The sequence below is a fragment of the Sphingobium sp. CR2-8 genome (assembly GCF_035818615.1).
Lineage (GTDB): Bacteria > Pseudomonadota > Alphaproteobacteria > Sphingomonadales > Sphingomonadaceae > Sphingobium.
The window spans coordinates 1836115-1853222 of sequence record NZ_JAYKZY010000002.1 but is presented as its reverse complement, the minus strand read 5'-3'; the positions used below and the strand labels follow the sequence as shown (position 1 = coordinate 1853222).

Here is a 17108-nt window from a genome sequence, read left to right as displayed (position 1 = left end):
CGCTGCTTCGCTACGTCGAGGAAACCGGCTCCACCAACGCCGACATGCTGGCGTTGGCGGGGCAGGGCGCAGCCGACGGCAGCTGGCTGCGCGCCGGACGCCAGACCGGGGGCAGGGGCCGCATGGGCCGCACCTGGGACAGTCCGGACGGCAATCTCTATTGCTCCACGCTGGTTCGGCTTCTGCCGAACGATCCGCTGCCCCACACACTGGCGCTGGTCGCCGCCAATGCCGTTCACGCGTTGATCGCACCGCTATGCGACGGGCAGGCACGGATCAAATGGCCCAACGATATATTGGTCGACGGCGCCAAAATCGCCGGCATCCTGCTGGAGAGGGCGGGCGACGCGATCATCGTCGGGATTGGGATCAATGTCAGTTATCATCCGATGGGCCTGGACCGTCCGGTCACCAGCCTTGCCGAACAGGGCGCAGCCTATGCGCAGGCGGCAATTCTCTATGATCGGCTTGCCCAGATTTTCGGGCATTGGCTGTCCATCTGGCGCGCGCAGGGCCTCGATCCCGTCCGCACCCATTGGCTGCTGAACGCCCATCCGACCGGCACGACGATGCGGGTCATGCTGCCTGATGGCGGTATGGTGGAAGGCATGTTCGACACGCTCGACCGGCAGGGCATGTTGATCCTGCGCTTGGCGAATGGGCAGAGCCATGCCATTCACGCGGGCGATATCATTCTCAGTTGAGGAACGGGCCATGCTTCTCGCGATCGACGCGGGTAACACCAATGTCGTTTTCGCGCTGCTTGACGGGCGCGATATCAAGGCACGATGGCGGATCGCCACCGATCCGCGCCGCACCGCCGACGAATATGTCGTGTGGTTGAACCAGCTCTTGCAGTTGGAAGGCTATGCCATCAGCGATGTCGATGCAGTGATCATCGCCACGGTGGTGCCCCGTGCTTTGCATAATCTTCAGGTGCTGGCCGACAAATATTTCAAGACGACGGCGCTGGTCGCGGGGCAGGCCCCGGTCGAATGGGGCATCGAACTGGATGTCGCGGAGCCGGGTTCGGTCGGCGCGGATCGGGTTGTAAATGCGATCGCCGCCCACCATCTCTACGACGGCGACCTGATCATCATCGATTTCGGTACGGCAACGACATTCGATGTGGTGGATTATTGCGGCGCGTATAAAGGGGGCATCATCACCCCGGGCATCAACCTGTCGCTCGATGCGCTGGTCGCAGCCGCGGCAAAGCTGCCCAAGATCGCCATTGCGCCGCCGGAAAGCCGGTCAGTGATCGGCCGAACGACGGTCGACGCCATGCATATCGGCGTATTCTGGGGCTATGTAGCGATGATGGAGGGGCTGGTCGCCCGCATGAGGGCGGAGATCGGCCGACCGACCAGAGTGATTTCGACAGGAGGCCTTGCGGTCCTCTTCAATGACAACAGCGATATTTTCGATGCGATCGCGCCGGACCTGACGGTTCAGGGCCTCGCGCTGATGCACGAACGGAGTTTGAAAACATAATGACACCCAAGGATGAACTGATCTTCCTGGCCCTCGGCGGGTCTGGCGAGATCGGCATGAACGTCAATCTTTACGGCTGCCAGGGCAAGTGGGTCATGGTCGACCTAGGCATGACCTTCGGCGACCCCACCTATCCCGGCATCGAACTGGTGCTGCCCGACCTCAGCTTCATCGAAGAACGGCGCGACGACCTGCTTGGCATCGTCCTGACGCACGGGCATGAGGATCACATCGGCGCGATACCCTATCTGGCCGCCGACCTGGGCGTGCCGCTCTACGCGACGCCTTTCACAGCAGGACTTATCCGTCTGAAGCTGGAAGAAGAAGGCCTCTCGAAGGAGGTCAAGCTGCATGTGATCCAGAATGAAGGCAGCTTCAACCTTGGCCCATTCGGGTTCCGCTATGTCCCGCTCGCCCATTCGATTCCCGAAGGCAATGCGGTGCTGATCGATACGCCCTATGGCCGCATCTTCCATACCGGTGACTGGAAACTGGACGAGCGACCACTGCTGGGCCAGCCTTCCACCCCGGCCGAATTGACCGTCATCGGTGATGAAGGCGTGCTGGCGCTGGTGTGCGACAGCACCAATGTCTTCAACGACAAGGCTAGCGGGTCCGAAGGCGATGTGCGCGAAGGGCTGATGAAGACCGTCGCGGACGCCAAAGGCCGCGTGCTGGTCACGACCTTTGCCTCCAATGCCGCGCGCGTTCAGACGCTGGGCGAAGTCGCTGCGGCGACAGGGCGCAAGGTCTGCGTTGCGGGCCGGTCGCTCGATCGCATCATCAGCACGGCCAAGGCCGCTGGCTATCTCAAGGATTTCCCGCCGACGGTCGATTGGGACGATGTGATGCATCTGCCTCGCGACGAAGTCATGATCATCGCCACCGGCGGCCAGGGCGAAGTGCGCGCGGCATTGGCCCGTATCGCATTCGACAGCCATCCGATCAAACTGGCCGAAGGCGACACGGTCGTCTTTTCTTCCAAGCAGATCCCGGGCAATGAAATCGCCATCGGTCGCATCCAGAATGCGCTGGCGCAGAAGAACATATTGATGGTCACCGACCGGCAGGCCGAAGTCCATGTGTCCGGTCATCCGGGCCGTCCCGAACTCGAAGCCATGTATCGCTGGATACGGCCCGAAATCCTGTTACCGGTCCATGGCGAGCGTCGCCATATGGCGGAACAGGCGCGGCTTGGTATCACAAGCGGCATTCGCCATGCCGTCGTGCAGTCGAACGGCGACGTGCTGCGGCTTGCGCCCGGCGCGCCCGCCATCATCGGGCAGCAGGATACTGGACGCCTCGTTCTGGACGGCGACGTCATCCTGCCGGCCGACGGCGCGACGATCAACGAACGGCGCAAGCTGGGCTTGCACGGCCAGATCAGTGTCGCCGTGGCGATCGATCGCAAGGGCAAGCTGATCGGTGAACCGGCGCTGCGGACGCAGGGCGTTCCGGTCGAGGAGGACAAGGCGGCGTTCCTGGCCGAGGCGGCCGATGAAGCCGCGGCTGTCATCCCCAAAGGATCTTTGGAAGATGAAGCGCTGCGGGAACGCGTCCGCCTGGCCGTGCGCCGCACCGCGACGCGCTGGACAGGCAAAAAGCCTATAGTGGACGTTCTGCTCGTTCGAGCGTAATTACGCCGCATGAACCTTTATGCCGTTTTCGCCATCTATTTCCTGATGTGGGTCATCAGCGCCTTCATCATGCTCCCCTTCGGCATACGCACGCCCGATGAAACGGGCGAATTGCTGCTGAAGGGGCAGGCGGACAGTGCGCCCAGCAATTTCCGCCCCGGTGTCGTGATGCTGCGCGCTACGATATTGGCGACGATCCTGTTCGCGCTCTATTACGCTAATTATGTGCAGGGCTGGCTCACCCTGGACATGCTGCCCGGCTATCGCGCCGGTCGATGACCTGGCCGGCAGCGCGGATCGTTCGTGGGACAGCGGTCCATTTGGATCGCTGGTCGCAATTGCGGGCGCTTCTGTGGTCGGATGGAAGCGAAGCCGAACATCGGGACGATATCGCCGCCATGGTCGCGCATGGAAAGGGGCATGTCGCCTTCCTGGCGCTCGACGTTTCGGGGGACGCCATCGGCTTCGTCGAAGCGGCATTGCGCCATGACTATGTCAATGGCTGCGACACCAGTCCGGTCCTGTTCGTGGAAGGCCTGTATGTCGAGCCGGATGCGCGGCGATCAGGCGCTGCCCGCGCATTGATCGATGCCGTAACGGCATGGGGACGGGCGCAGGGCTGTTCCGAAATGGCGTCGGACGCTGATATCACCAACCTGTCGAGCCACGACTTTCACAACGCGCTCGGTTTCCTGGAAACCGAGCGCGTTGTTTATTTCCGCAAGGTAATCGCCTGAACGCGACGACCTGGCTTCATTGCCGGAGCCGCTCGATCGCCTGAGCCAGCGCGACATAGAGTTTGCCCATGTCGGACGACAGGATGGCAACGCCCAGCGCATTGCCGTCGCGCGCGGACAATATGATCCGCAACATCCCTTCGAAATCATGGATGTAGCGGTTCACATGATCCCGGAACTCGGCGTCATTATCATAGTGGAGCGCGATTTCGCGCGATTCGCCTGCGTCCAGCAGTTTCACCGCACGGCGCGTAAACACGCCGCGATCGCCCTTCAAATAGGCGGACCAGGCAGAGTTGGTAACGTCGTTGGACAGGATCTTGGCGACATCGATCGCCGTGCTGTTGAGCGATTCGATCAGCAAGGCCGAACGACGGGCGAAATGATCGCGATCCCGATCTTCCGAAGCCCGTTCGGCTTCCACGATCCGCTGCTCCACATTGGCGCTGGTATCGGCGATGGTCAGCAATTGGCGGGTCAGACGCTCCGACGCCTGATGCGCGGCCTTGACTGCTTCCTCCGCGACCCGAGCAACCTGTTCGATCTGCGCCGTGACCTTCTGGCCGATCACAGCCTGCATCGCCTCGTCGCTGGCTTCGGCCAGTTGTTGCGCGGCGTCGGGGATGGCACGGCCCAGCGCCTGACGCGCGCGTTCCGCGGCCTGATCCGCCGTGTCCTTCACCCGCAAGAGCGCCGTGACCAGCAGCGGGCCTGCCCCTTCGGTGATGCGTGTCGCGTCCTGATGCGCGGCATCCAACGTCGTCCGCAGCTTCTCCACCAGCTGGCGATTGGCTTCCAGTCCGCCCTGCGTGCTTTCCAGCCATTCGGTCAGGCGGCGGCCCTGGCCGCGCAGCATTTCTTCCGCCTCTTCGGTACGACCTACTAGAGCCTCCGATATCGCCTCCAGTCGCTCCATCTCCGGCGCGGCGCTGCCCAACAATGTCCGACTCTGTTCCAGTCGCGCATCGAATTGTTCGAGCGCCGCCGGATAGGTTTCGTCCAATTCCCGCACGCTCGAATCAAGCGCCACGAGCAAGGTTTCCGCACAGCCGATCAGCTTTTCGGCAGTCATGCCTCCGGCGGCGAGCGCCTTGTCGATTCGCTGCGTTTCCTCGGTCATGCGCACCAGAGCACCGGTCAGCCGCTCGCCGCGCGCCAACGCATTGTCCTCCAGCGTTGCGAAGCGTCCTTCGGTCGTGGTGATCGTATCGTTAAGGCTGTCGTGCAGGCTGGACATCAGGCTGCGCTGGCCCTCGATCATGTCGTTGACATGATGCAGGCGGCTTTCGACATCGCTAATCGTATCGCTCAGACCCGCGACAGTCTCGTCGCCGATTGCCGTCAGGCTTTCGCGCGATCGCGCGATCAGGGCATCGAGCGACGCCGTCTGGCTGCTCAGGCCGCCATCGGTAATCGCCAGCGTTTCCTGCGCCCGCTGCAACGCGGCGTCCAGTCGCCGACGCAGGTCGATTTCCATCGCCTCCATGTCGCGTTCGAGCACCGCCAGGGCATTTTCGCTTGCCTGCCCGATCCCCTTTTCCGCCGCAGCGACAAGCACTTCGAGCGCCTCGGCGCGGCGGGACAGGGCTTCGTCGGTCGTCGCCAGCCCGCTCTGGATAGCGCGGTGGGCGCGTTCCAGACGGCTTTGCAGATCGCCTTCGGCAGCATCCAGATCCTGCGTGAGCGTCTGTCGCACCTGCGCGCTGGTGTCGGCAAGCCCGATCTGCGCCGATTCGACCAGCGTCGACAATGCGCTTGCATGGGATTCCAGATCCTGACGGCTGCGGTCCATCGCCTGCCGTGCATCCTGCGCGGTCGCATCGATCCGGCCCGACGCGATTTCGGCCATGCCGGTCACTTCCTGCGACGCGGATCGTGTGGCTTCCTGCAACTGCGTCAATTGGCTAGCCAGGCTCTTGGTCGCCGACATGGTGCGTGCGCGCGCGTCGTCGGACAATTCGCCCAAGGCATGCAGCCGCGCCTCTAGCGTATCGATCCGCTCGGCCAGGGCATGGCCATTATCCATCATCTGCGCGGTCATGCGACCGGTGCGGTCCTCCAGTTCCGGGATCGATCCGATCAGCATGTCCATTCGCGCGACCAATGCCATGGCGGCGCGTTCGGCGGTTTCGGCCTTGTCCGCGGTGGTCTGGGCGCGCCCGGCGATCAGTTCGGCGGACGCTTCCATATTGCTGCTGGCGGCCGCGCCATAGCTGTCGAGCAGTTCTGCCTGATCCTGCATCGCCTGGCGCGCGGTTTCGAGTTGATTGCTGATCCGGGCAAGGCGGAGTTCCAGCACGTCGGCTTCGGTGCGCAGCGCACGCGCCGTATCGAGATAGCGACGCGATTCGGTGCGGCTATTACGGACCAGAAGCAGGTAGCAGACGGCAAGCAGGATCAACGGGATGGTCAGCGTGACAAGGGCATCGGCCCAGGCGGCCGGCCCGGCGGCCAGATCGCCGGACGAGACGATCGCCCAACCGGCAAAGCCCAACCAGGCGACGCCGACCAGCGACAAGGCCCAGCGTATCCGCTTCACCCCGCTTTCGTCGACGCCCTCGACTTGGCCATCTTCGTCTATGTCCAGGACGGCTTGTTTCAAAAGCAAAATATCGTCCATCTGCAACTCGTTGCCGGTCGCGGTTTGTTCGTCTCGCCAGAACTCGACGATGGTGCTGCCCCCTGTCATGCTTCCATCCTAGCATCTTTTCCGCCCGCGGAAATGCCCTGTTACCAAAACTTAACGCAAGCCCGATAGCGTCTGTCGCCATGTCCTATGATCCTGGCGCCCTTCATGCCGCTCTGGCGGCCGCCGTCGGCGAAGACAGCGCACTCATCGCCGATCTGCGCCTCGCCTTTCTGGAAAGCGCCGAACGGCAGGTCGATCTGCTGAGCCGGGCGCGGTGCGACGCGAACTGGGCACTGGCGGCCTGGCGTTTGAAGGGGCTGGCGGCGAGCTTTGGCCTGACCGCGTTGATGGCGCTCGCCGATGAGGCTGCGGCTGCGGCGCCCGGCGATCCACGCGCATTACGCAAACTGCGCGCCGCGCTGGCTGGCCTGGATCAGGCCTCACCGATTTAGGTGCTTGGCGTGGCTTGCGCGAACGGCGCGGCCTTGCGAAAAGGTCGCCCCACAACAACCGGGTCCATTAGCGCCACGACATGAGTTTCGCCGCAATTCTGAGCGCCAATCGCGCATCGGGCGATTCGCCCGCTGGTTTACGTGCGAGCCTTTATTTCGCCGGTCAGACGCTGGTGGAATATCAAGCGCGACAGGCGGTCAGGGCTGGTGCCGATCGCGTCATGATATTGGTCAGCGTCATCACCCCCGCACTATCGCAAGCGGTCGATCGGCTAAGCGCCGACGGAATCGCGGTGGCCTTGGTGCGCGATATGGTGTCGATGGTGCGCGACGCGCCGCGCGACAGCGACATAGTATTGGTGGCGGACGGCGCGATCGTATCGCAGGCGCATGTCGACGCCATCGGCGGGACAGACGGCAATGTCATGCTGGTCACCGACGACAGTCGCGCCAGTGCGCCGTTCGAACGCATCGATGCGGGCCAGCGCTGGGCCGGTCTGGCGCGGATCAGCCCCGATCTGCTGTTCGGGACGCTGGACATGATCGGCGACTGGGATCTGGCGCTGACGCTGGTGCGGACGGCGGTGCAGAAAGGCGCGCGGCGGATTACGGTGCCGCAGGACGACCTGCTGGAAGGGCGTGTTGCCCTGGTGGAAAGCCAGACGCAGGCGGATCTGGTGGCGCAGGCGGTCACGGCGGTCGGCGCGGGGCGGGCGCGATCGCGTGGCGGCATCGAACATTATTTGCTGGCGCCCCTGGCACGGATCATCAGCCCGCCGCTTATGCGGATGCAGGTGCCCGGACTGCAAATCCGGATCGCCGCCATCGCGCTGGGCGCGGTGGCGCTGGTTCCCGTCGCGCTGGGCTGGCCTTTGGCGGGTTTCTTCCTCCTGATTGGCGCATTGCTACTGTCGGAAGTCAGCGACCGGCTGGGCGACCTGGCGTTGCGCGCGCCGGTGAAGGGATGGTTCGGCTTCGTCGCGCCGACGACCATATTGGCGGGCATCCTATTGGCTGGCGGCAGCCCATTGGCGGCCGATCTGGTGTTGTTGCTGGCAATCCTGATGGTCGCCGATCGATGGGGCCGGACCGGATCGGCACGGCCATGGATGATCTTCACGCCGGGTACAGCGCTGTCGCTGTTGATCCTGAGCGGCGTTGCGGGCGTGATGGCGAACGGGTTACGCGTGGCAATCCTGCTGGCGATCGCCTCTGTCGGCGTCATTCTCCTGAAAAAGCCGGATTAAGCGATTTTCGTCCGCACGGTTTAGTGCATTTTAAGGACGTGCGATTATTCTGACCGGTATGAGCGCCCCTTCGTTTTCCACAGGCTTGACCAACAACGGGTCGATGGCGCGCGCCGTGTCGGGCCTGACCGCCGTTCCGCTTAGCCATGCTATCGATCTGGCCTTCTTTTTTCCTGACGAAGGGCAGTCGCGTTCCGACGCGCTGATCGCCGAGACGCGCCGCCATCTGGGTGGTTGCGTCACCGCGATCGAGATCGCCTTGCGCCTGTCGCTCGGCCATGCGCCCGACGTCGCAGCGGCGCTCGACCGCTGGCCCGCGCCGCTGGCCTGGTCGATGATCGCTTCCAACTCCAGTCTGATCGGTCCCGATCTCTTGGCTCATATGCAGATGCGGGCCGGTGTGACGCTGATGCTGCGGCAGTTCGGTCAGGGTGATAGCGAGCAACTGGACGACGGTGACGACGGCGTCCTTCCGCCTGCGGACGACCCCCGACTGGGCGAGGCCGTGTCGGCTCTGGCGCTGGCCGAGGGGCGCTGGCTCGCCACGGGCGGAGAAGATGCCCCGATGAAGCCGGACCTTCCGGCCGAACATTTCGCCGACCTGATGTGGAGCGTCGCTGCATGCGTAGGCGTCGTGGCGGAGCGGACCATGACGGATGGCGGCGATCGGCCGCTGGCGGCGTTCGATCGATCGGGCTGGGCGCTTTTGCGTGACCATGACGAGGCATCCTCGCCGATCATACAGGCCGATCGCCTCGTGCGTCTGATGGGCAGCCAAGCGGATGCGCCAGAATTGCTCGGCGGGTTGCTGGACAGGCGGCGCTTCCTGCTCTTTGCCGCAGTCGCTGCGCGACGGTTGCGCATCGATATCATGCAGACGCTCACTCTGCTGGTTACGGGACCGGTATCGCAACTGCCATCCTTATGCCGGGCCCTGGGGGGATCGGCCGCCGATTACCGCCATCTATTGTTGGCCCTGCGCCCGGTGCGGCCCTTCCTGTCCGACGCGGCGATCATCATCGAGTCGGAGCGCTATGAAACATTGACCGAGGCACAAGCGGACAGCGCCATGCGGGCGTTTCGCACATCCCCCGTCCTGCGCACGAAACTGGATCATCTACGCGGAGTGACGTCCGCATGAACATGCCTGCCCATCCTGCGATCATCCGCGCTGCCCTGTCCAATGACGGTCGCCTGCTGAGCGCCGACGCGCCGCTGCTGGCGTTGCAGCGCGAGGCGGGGGCGGACCTGGGGGCGCCGTTCGCCGTCCCGCAATTGGCGGCGATCGCGCGATTGGCGGCGCGGCTGGGAGTCCTCGTGTCGCGACCGGTTGTCGCGGCGGCGCAGCGTGGCGACATCGACATGTGGGTGCGGGCGAAGCCGGACGACAAGGGCGTCAGCCTGTCGATCGTCGACTGGTGCGAGCGGCCGACGCCGCCGGTAACGGCCGTCGATGGTCGGCGGGAGGCCGATATCGCCGCTCTCGCCGATGGCTGGACCTGGCAAATCGATACGCAGCTACGATTCGAGATGGTGCTGGAAGGAGAGGGCGAGGGCGGTATACTGCCGGACAGCCCACCGGTGCCAGGTACGCGCTTCTCCGCCTATTTCCAGTTGGAAGCCGATAGTGACGGCGACATGGCGATGCTGCGTGGCCTGGCGCAACGCCTTGCCTTTCGCGACCAGTTGGCCATAATGGCGAGTGACGCGAACGCCCGCTATCGCCTGTCGGCCTTCCCGATGTTCGACCATGCCGGACAGTTGACCGGCTATCGCGGCACGGCCTTCCCCATGGAGCGGGCCGTGGCTGCGCCTTTGGTCGAAGAGGCGCCGCTGTCGCTCTATCCTGCGGAATTCGGGCGGAGGCTGGACCGGTCGCTGCGTCAGCCACTAGGGCGGATCATCGCCAACGCCGATACGATCAGCGCCCAGTTGGAAGGGCCGCTACGTCCCGATTATGCAGGCTATGCCCATGATATCGCCGCGGCGGGCCGCCATCTGATGGCGTTGGTCGACGATCTGGCCGATTTGCAGGCGATCGATCGGCCCGATTTCAGCGTCGCGGTGGAAGAGATCGACTTGGCCGACCTGGGTCGTCGCGCCGCTGGCCTGCTGACGGTCAAGGCGCTGGACCGCCGAATCACGATCGTCGCCCCCGCGCCGGACGCCACGTTGCCCGCCATTGGCGAATTTCGCCGGGTTCTCCAGATCTTGGTCAATCTGATCGGCAATGCGGTGCGCTATTCGCCGGAAGGAACGCAGGTCCGCATCGCGACCGAATGGGAAAGCGGCCAGGCGCGCATCGCGGTGATCGATCAGGGCGCGGGCGTCGCGCCGACGGATCGGGAACGCATCTTCGAAAAGTTCGAACGACTGGGCCGCGACGATGCCGGTGGCAGTGGGCTTGGACTCTATATTTCCCGCCGCCTTGCCAGAGCGATGGATGGCGACATTTGTATCGGCGGTGCGCCGGGGAAGGCGCACGCTTCATCCTGTCGCTGCCCGTCGGCGGCTGATCCCGGCTTAAAAAACGGCGCCTGATGGACGCCGTTTTCTGTATTTCAGTATCGGTCAGTTCCGTATCGATCAGCGCTGACCGACCGGAACATAATCGCGCTCGGTCGGGCCGGTGTAGAGCTGACGCGGGCGGCCGATTTTCTGCGCTGGGTCCGAAATCATTTCGTTCCACTGCGCCACCCAGCCAACGGTCCGGGCCAGCGCGAACAGCACGGTGAACATTTCGGTCGGGAAGCCGATCGCCGACAGGATCACGCCCGAATAGAAGTCCACATTGGGATAGAGCTTCTTTTCGACGAAATAAGGATCGTTGAGGGCGATCTGTTCCAGTTCCTTGGCGACATCGAAGACCGGGTCGTTGACGCCCAGCTTTTCCAAAACGTCCTTCGCGGTCTTCTGCATCACGGTCGCGCGCGGATCGTAATTTTTATAGACGCGATGGCCAAAGCCCATCAGGCGGAACGGATCGTCCTTGTTCTTGGCGCGGGCGATATATTCCGGGATGCGATCGACGGTGCCGATTTCGCGCAGCATGTTGAGCGCCGCTTCGTTCGCGCCGCCATGCGCCGGACCCCACAGGCAGGCGATGCCAGCCGCGATGCAGGCGAAGGGGTTGGCGCCCGAAGACCCTGCCAGACGCACGGTCGAGGTCGACGCATTCTGCTCATGGTCGGCGTGAAGGATGAAGATCTTGTCCATCGCGTCCACGATCACCGGATCGGGAATATAATCTTCTGCGGGGACGGAGAAGGTCATGCGCAGGAAATTGGCGGTGTAGGACAGGTCGTTGCGCGGATAGACGAAGGGCTGACCCGCCGAATATTTATACGCCATGGCCGCGATCGTCGGCATCTTGGCGATCAGGCGATGGCTTGCGATACGGCGCTGTTCCGGATCGTTGATGTCGGTCGAATCATGATAGAAGGCCGACAGCGCGCCAACCACGCCGACCATGATGGCCATGGGATGCGCGTCGCGGCGGAAGCCGCGGAAGAACGCAGTCAACTGTTCATGCACCATCGTATGGCGCGTGATCGTGTTGGTGAAATCTTCCAGCTCGCCCTTCGACGGCAGTTCGCCGTTCAACAGCAGATAGCAGACTTCCATGAAGCTGGACTGTTCGGCCAACTGGCCGATCGGGTAACCGCGATGCAGCAGGACGCCCTGATCGCCATCGATATAGGTCAGGCCGGATTCACAGCTGGCGGTCGACGTGAAACCGGGATCGTAGGTGAACATGCCGGTATTGGCGTAAAGCTTGCGCACGTCGATGACCTGCGGGCCGACCGTGCCGTCCATGACGGCATAATCCTTCGCTTCTCCCCCGACGGTCAAATTGGCTGTATTATCCGGCATATTGTTCTCCTTGAGTGCCATCAACCGATTGATGCGTGCCCTACACCGTTCAGTCGTTCCAAGCTCTCCTCTTTCCCCAGAAGGAAGAGGACATCGAAAATCCCCGGCGAGACCGTATGGCCGGTCAGCGCCGCACGAAGCGGTTGCGCCACCTTGCCCAGTCCCAGACCGGCATCCTCTGCCACACGGCGTATCGCGTCTTCGATCGCTTCAACCGTCCAGGACTGAACGGGCTGGAGAGCGTCGGCTGTCTTTTGAACCAGCGCGCGCGCGGAATCATCTAGCAGAGCGGAAGCCTTCTCGTCAAAATCGAGCGGGCAATTTTTGAACAGAAATTCTGCACCTTCCGCAATTTCATTAAGGGTCTTGGCGCGCGGCTTCAGCGAAGCCATGGCCTGTGTCAAGACGGACAGATTGGTATCCGAAAGAGTGATATCAAGCCGTTTTTCCACACGAGGCGCGACAAGCTTCGACAAGCGGACATCATCGGCTTCGCGTAGATAATGGCCGTTCAGATTTTCCAGCTTCTTGATGTCGAAGCGGGACGGCGACCGGCCGACGCCATCGATGTCGAATAGTTCGATGGCGCGAGCGATCGAGATGATCTCCTCGTCTCCATGGCCCCAACCCAGCCGCAACAGATAGTTCAGCACCGCTTCGGGCAGCATCCCCATCTCGTCGCGATAGGCGTCGACCCCCAGCGCGCCGTGGCGCTTGGATAACTTCGCCCCATCCGATCCGTGGATCAGCGGGATATGCGCGTAGATCGGTTCTGCCCAACCCATCGCCTTGATGATGGTCAACTGGCGGAAGGCGTTGTTGAGATGATCGTCGCCCCGGATGACATGGGTCACGCCCATGTCGTGATCGTCGACGACGACGGCCAGCATATAGGTGGGCGTACCGTCGGACCGCAGCAGGATCATGTCGTCCAGTTCGACATTCTGCACGACTACGCGGCCCTGCACGGCATCCTCGATCACCGTTTCGCCTTCACGCGGCGCCTTGATGCGGATGACGAAAGGCGCACCTGCGGGCGCTTCCTCGGGTGCGCGATCGCGCCAGCGGCCGTCATAGCGCATTGGCTGCTTGGCGGCGCGCTGCTGCTCGCGAAGTTCGGCCAGTTCTTCTGGCGTGGCGTAGCAGCGATAGGCGTGACCAGCGTCCAGGAGCTGGTTGGCGACCTCGGCATGGCGCGGCGTGCGCGCGAACTGGAACACGGCAGGCTCATCGCCGCCCAGGCCCAGCCAGTCCAGTCCGTCGAAAATCGCGGCCACCGCGTCGTCGGTGGAACGGGCGCGGTCGGTGTCCTCGACACGCAGCAGGAACTTGCCGCCATGGTGACGGGCGAACAGCCAGTTGAAAAGCGCAGTGCGGGCGCCGCCGATATGCAGGAATCCAGTCGGAGACGGGGCGAAACGGGTCACCACCTGCTTGTTCATTCCCGTTGCACTTGCCGTCATATTGCCTGACATTCGCCTTGCTGAACCATGGATGCGACGCCCCCTAGCATGGCTTTTGAGCCACGACAAACCTCGCTTGGCGCGAGGCCGCTCGCGTTGGCGCGCAGCGGGGTGGCGCTGCTGGAAAGCTGGCTGGAGCGTGAGCGCGAACAGATCGGCCTTTGGGTGCCGATCGCGCTGGGCGGCGGCATATCCGCCTGGTTCATCCTACCCCATGCGATGGCATGGCTGGCCTTTTGCTGCGGGGCGTTGGCGATGGCCTGCATGGGGGCGATGCTCCCGGCCGGCGGGCGGTTGCGGCGGATCATTGTCGCGGGTGCAATATTGGCTTGCATGGGCTGCCTGCTGGTCTGGGGGAAGGCAGTGATTCTGGGACAGCCCCCGCTTGCCCGCGCAACCTTCGTCCAGTTGACGGGCGAGGTGACGGGGGTGCGACCGGTCCCAGCGCAGGCGATGGTGCGCGTGATGCTGCGTCCGGTCGATGCGCCCGATCTGCCGACAGTGGTGCGCGTCAACATGGCTGAGGCCGACGTGCCAGTGGGACTGGGGGAGGGCGCGCGGATCCGATTTCGGGTCCGCTTGATGCCGCCTGCACCGCCGAGCGTGCCGGGCGGCTACGACTTTGCGGCGCGCGCCTATTTTCAGGGGATCGGCGCGACGGGGAAAGCGCTCAAGCCGATCGAAGTGCTGCATCCATCCACGGTCTCACCGTCACTGCGGGCCAGATTGTTCGAGCACATACTTGATCGCGTTGATGGCCCAGCGGCAGGCATAGCGGTTGCGCTCGCGACCGGGGATCAGGGCGCGATATCCGACGCCGATGCAGAGGCGATGCGGCGCAGCGGCCTTGCCCATCTGCTCTCGATCAGTGGGTTGCATGTGACGGCGCTGATCGGCGCGGTCATTTTTCTATTGATGCGCGTGATGGCGCTGAGCCAGCGGGCGGCGTTGGGCTGGCCGCTGATGCTGATCGCGGCGGCGGGCGGAGCGCTGGCAGGGATCGGTTATACATTGCTGACAAGCGCGTTATAGGAGTCAAACCCTGATTTATCCGCAGTTTTGAGCGATTTTAGGGCAGAATGGCATTCAGCACGTTGAACTGATGGGCCAGCCCGTTTTGTCTCGCTTTACCTTGCAACGCTTTTCGATCGGACCGAAAATGACCGATGCCCGCTCTCTCATGTATTTTGCGGCGGCAAAAATGTCGTCCAGTTGAGAGCTTATTCCTCCTGCCTGTCCTCCTTGTTGCTTTGAACAGCCGCTCTCGGTCGAAAGCACTTTGGATAATGACTTTTTGGTCCGCAAATCGTCATAAGAGACATAGTATCGACCGATACATTTTTCGTTCTTGTGGATGACGATCAGTTCGTGTCCGATGTCGTAGATGTAGAACGGAGGGGCAGAAATGCCGACCCTCGTGTCTTTGTTCTCGCAATGCCTTTGACGATGATTTTCACATATCGCTTCGGAGTATGTCACCGCTCCAAACATGCGGGTGATTGGCTCATCCACGGTTATGTCTGAAGTGGCTGCTGCCAGAACAAATGCGATGTATGATAGCATTACAGATACCTACGGAACGATTGCCGTGCGATGATACCCAAAGATCGTGAACAGGATGTTTCGTTCGCTAATGCTGGCCCTTGTTCGGCATTAACCATAGGCCTTAACCACACCTACCGGGGCCGAGGTTCCCACGGTGCGGTCATGCGTTGCTGCCTTGTTGGTGCTGGGCGGACTGGCGATGGGCCGGGATGCCGTGACGCTGCGCCTGGTGGCGACCGGCGCGCTGGTGGTACTGGCGCTATGGCCCGAAGCGCTGGCGGGGCCGAGTTTCCAGATGAGCTTCGCGGCCGTCACCGCGCTGGTGGCGCTCGCCGAACATCCGCGGTTTCGCGCCTTCGCTGCGGCGCGGGATGAAGATCTGGCGCGCAAGATCGGGCGCGCCCTGGCCGTGACATTGGCGACCGGCATTGCCGTCGAACTGGTGCTGATGCCCATCGCCCTGTTCCATTTTCATAAGGCGGGCCTGCTGGGTGCATTCGCCAATCTGATCGCGATCCCGCTTACCACCTTCGTCGTCATGCCGCTGGAAGCGTTGGCGTTGCTGCTGGATGTCGTGGGCCTGGGTGCGCCTGCCTGGTGGCTGACCGCGCAGGCGTTGAACCTGTTGCTGCTTCTGGCCCACAGCGTCGCCGCCAGTCCGATGGCGAGCCTGCTGGCGCCGACCATGGGCATGGCGTTGTTCGGGTTGACGGTCGTCGGGCTGCTGTGGTGCCTGCTGTGGCGAACCGGATGGCGCTGGCTGGGCGCTGGGCCGGTCCTGATCGGGGTGGTCGCGACATTTGTGGCTTCGCCGCCGGATATTCTGGTGACGGGCGACGGGCGGCATGTGGCGGTGCGAACGGGTGACGGTATGGCCATACTGCGCGACCGGGCGGGCGAATATGTGCGGGATGTCCTGTCCGAAAGCGCGGGTTATGATGGCGAACTGGCGGCGATCGCGGATTTGCCGGACGCGCGATGTTCCCGCGATCTGTGCGCTGTCCGCCTGACCGATAGAAAAGGGCGACCATGGCGGCTGCTGTTCACCCGCAGCGATGCGCTGGTCGCGCGGCGCGACTTCGCCCGCGATTGCGCGGCGGCGGACATCGTCGTCAGCGATCGCCGCCTGCCACGCTGGTGCAGCCCGCGCTGGATGAAGATAGACCGTCGGCTGCTGGCGCGCACCGGCGGGCTGTCGATCAGCCTGGATAGTGGCGAAGTTCACACCGTCCACACGCCCGGTGACGCGCATCCGTGGATAGTTCGGTCCGTTCGCAGGCCATGGCGACCAAAGCCTCAATTATAGCGGCGCAGCAGCCCCGCCAGCTTGCCTTGGATGCGGACCTGCCGTGGATCATAGACCTGGGGTTCATAGGCGCTGTTGGCCGGATCGAGCCGGACCCGGCTGCCTTCGCGGCGGAAATATTTGAGCGTCGCTTCCGCCTCGTCGATCAGGGCGACGACGATCTGGCCCTCGCGAGCGACATCGGTACGCTGGATGAGCGCAAAGTCGCCATCGAGTATGCCCGCTTCCATCATCGAATTGCCCGAGACTTCCAGCGCATAATGGTCGCCCGCGCCCAGCAGGGCGGCGGGGACGGACAGCATCGTCTGCCCCTCCATAGCCTCGATCGGGACGCCGGCCGCGATTCGACCGTGCAGCGGGATTTCGATCACGTCATTGGCGGCGATCGGAATGGCGGGCGCAGCCTTGGGCTTGAGCGCGATCACGGGTGCTGGCGGGCGATGCATCGCGTCGGGCAGCTTCAACACCTCCAGCGCGCGGGCACGGTTGGGCAGGCGGCGGATGAAGCCGCGTTCTTCCAGAGCGTTGATCAGGCGATGGATGCCGGACTTGGACCGCAAATCCAGAGCATCCTTCATTTCTTCGAACGAGGGCGACACGCCGCCTTCGTCCAATCGGGTCTGAATGAAGCTCAGCAATTCCTGCTGCTTGGGGGTCAACATCGCGGTCCTCCGTGGAACGTATGAGGAACGCATAGGAAACAGATGAAGGTTAGTCAAGCACTC

The 17108-nt window shown here is 63.2% G+C and carries 13 protein-coding genes and 3 pseudogenes; 11 read left to right on the top strand and 5 right to left on the bottom strand.

The features are described 5' to 3' along the window. Positions 1-2: 2 nt before the first annotated feature. From U5A82_RS12960 to aac(6'), 5 genes are read left to right on the top strand one after another with little or no spacing between them, the layout of a single operon-like run. Positions 3-704 carry a biotin--[acetyl-CoA-carboxylase] ligase gene (locus U5A82_RS12960; RefSeq protein WP_326292931.1) on the top strand — a complete coding sequence of 234 codons (702 nt, stop codon included), beginning with the start codon at positions 3-5 and terminating at the stop codon, positions 702-704. A 10-nt stretch (positions 705-714) separates the two neighbouring features. Beyond that, entirely contained in the window at positions 715-1494 is a 780-nt protein-coding gene (locus tag U5A82_RS12955) for a type III pantothenate kinase (RefSeq protein WP_326291272.1), read from the top strand. Next, a complete protein-coding gene (locus U5A82_RS12950) occupies positions 1494-3131 on the top strand; it encodes a ribonuclease J (RefSeq protein ID WP_326291271.1) in 1638 nt (545 codons plus the stop codon). Before U5A82_RS12955 ends, U5A82_RS12950 begins: the two co-directional genes overlap by 1 nt. Positions 3132-3140: 9 nt before the next feature. Continuing rightward, positions 3141-3410, top strand: a complete 270-nt coding sequence (locus U5A82_RS12945) for a DUF1467 family protein (protein WP_326291270.1) — start codon at positions 3141-3143, stop codon at positions 3408-3410. Next, on the top strand, positions 3407-3868 hold the full coding sequence (gene aac(6') / locus U5A82_RS12940; protein WP_326291269.1) for an aminoglycoside 6'-N-acetyltransferase: 462 nt from the start codon (positions 3407-3409) through the stop codon (positions 3866-3868). The genes U5A82_RS12945 and aac(6') overlap by 4 nt, the downstream gene beginning before the upstream one ends. 16 nt (positions 3869-3884) lie before the next feature. Here the strand turns inward: aac(6') and U5A82_RS12935 are convergent, their stop codons facing one another. Further along, on the bottom strand, positions 3885-6557 hold the full coding sequence (locus U5A82_RS12935; protein ID WP_326291268.1) for a coiled-coil domain-containing protein: 2673 nt from the start codon (positions 6555-6557) through the stop codon (positions 3885-3887). Positions 6558-6637: 80 nt separating this feature from the next. Here U5A82_RS12935 and U5A82_RS12930 point away from each other — a divergent pair, with 80 nt between their 5' ends. From U5A82_RS12930 to U5A82_RS12915, 4 genes and pseudogenes are all read left to right on the top strand, one after another. Beyond that, positions 6638-6949, top strand: coding sequence for an Hpt domain-containing protein (locus U5A82_RS12930; RefSeq protein WP_326291267.1), 312 nt, complete (start codon positions 6638-6640; stop codon positions 6947-6949). Positions 6950-7029: 80 nt separating this feature from the next. Further along, on the top strand, positions 7030-8196 hold the full coding sequence (locus U5A82_RS12925) for a hypothetical protein (RefSeq protein WP_326291266.1): 1167 nt from the start codon (positions 7030-7032) through the stop codon (positions 8194-8196). Between the two features lie 58 nt (positions 8197-8254). Then, positions 8255-9337 carry a hypothetical protein gene (locus U5A82_RS12920; RefSeq protein ID WP_326291265.1) on the top strand — a complete coding sequence of 361 codons (1083 nt, stop codon included), beginning with the start codon at positions 8255-8257 and terminating at the stop codon, positions 9335-9337. Next, positions 9334-10712: pseudogene (locus U5A82_RS12915) on the top strand (sensor histidine kinase). The gene U5A82_RS12920 and the pseudogene U5A82_RS12915 overlap by 4 nt, the downstream one beginning before the upstream one ends. A gap of 70 nt (positions 10713-10782) precedes the next feature. On the opposite strand, the gene gltA reads toward U5A82_RS12915, so the two are convergent. Together gltA and gltX are read right to left on the bottom strand one after the other, a co-directional pair. After that, entirely contained in the window at positions 10783-12069 is a 1287-nt protein-coding gene (gene gltA / locus U5A82_RS12910; protein WP_326291264.1) for a citrate synthase, read from the bottom strand. A gap of 20 nt (positions 12070-12089) precedes the next feature. Further along, positions 12090-13511, bottom strand: a complete 1422-nt coding sequence (gene gltX, locus U5A82_RS12905) for a glutamate--tRNA ligase (RefSeq protein ID WP_326292930.1) — start codon at positions 13509-13511, stop codon at positions 12090-12092. Positions 13512-13580: 69 nt separating this feature from the next. Here gltX and U5A82_RS12900 point away from each other — a divergent pair. After that, positions 13581-14558, top strand: a pseudogene (locus U5A82_RS12900) (ComEC/Rec2 family competence protein); the annotation flags it as partial. Between the two features lie 60 nt (positions 14559-14618). On the opposite strand, the gene U5A82_RS12895 reads toward U5A82_RS12900, so the two are convergent. Continuing rightward, positions 14619-15095: a hypothetical protein gene (locus U5A82_RS12895; RefSeq protein WP_326291263.1), complete on the bottom strand. Its 477-nt coding sequence runs from the start codon at positions 15093-15095 to the stop codon at positions 14619-14621. Between the two features lie 106 nt (positions 15096-15201). On the opposite strand from U5A82_RS12895, the pseudogene U5A82_RS12890 reads away from it, so the two are divergent. Next, positions 15202-16383: pseudogene (locus U5A82_RS12890) on the top strand (ComEC/Rec2 family competence protein); the annotation flags it as partial. Here U5A82_RS12890 and lexA read toward each other — a convergent pair. Next, positions 16374-17045: a transcriptional repressor LexA gene (gene lexA, locus U5A82_RS12885; RefSeq protein WP_326291262.1), complete on the bottom strand. Its 672-nt coding sequence runs from the start codon at positions 17043-17045 to the stop codon at positions 16374-16376. The pseudogene U5A82_RS12890 and the gene lexA overlap by 10 nt on opposite strands. Positions 17046-17108 lie beyond the last annotated feature (63 nt).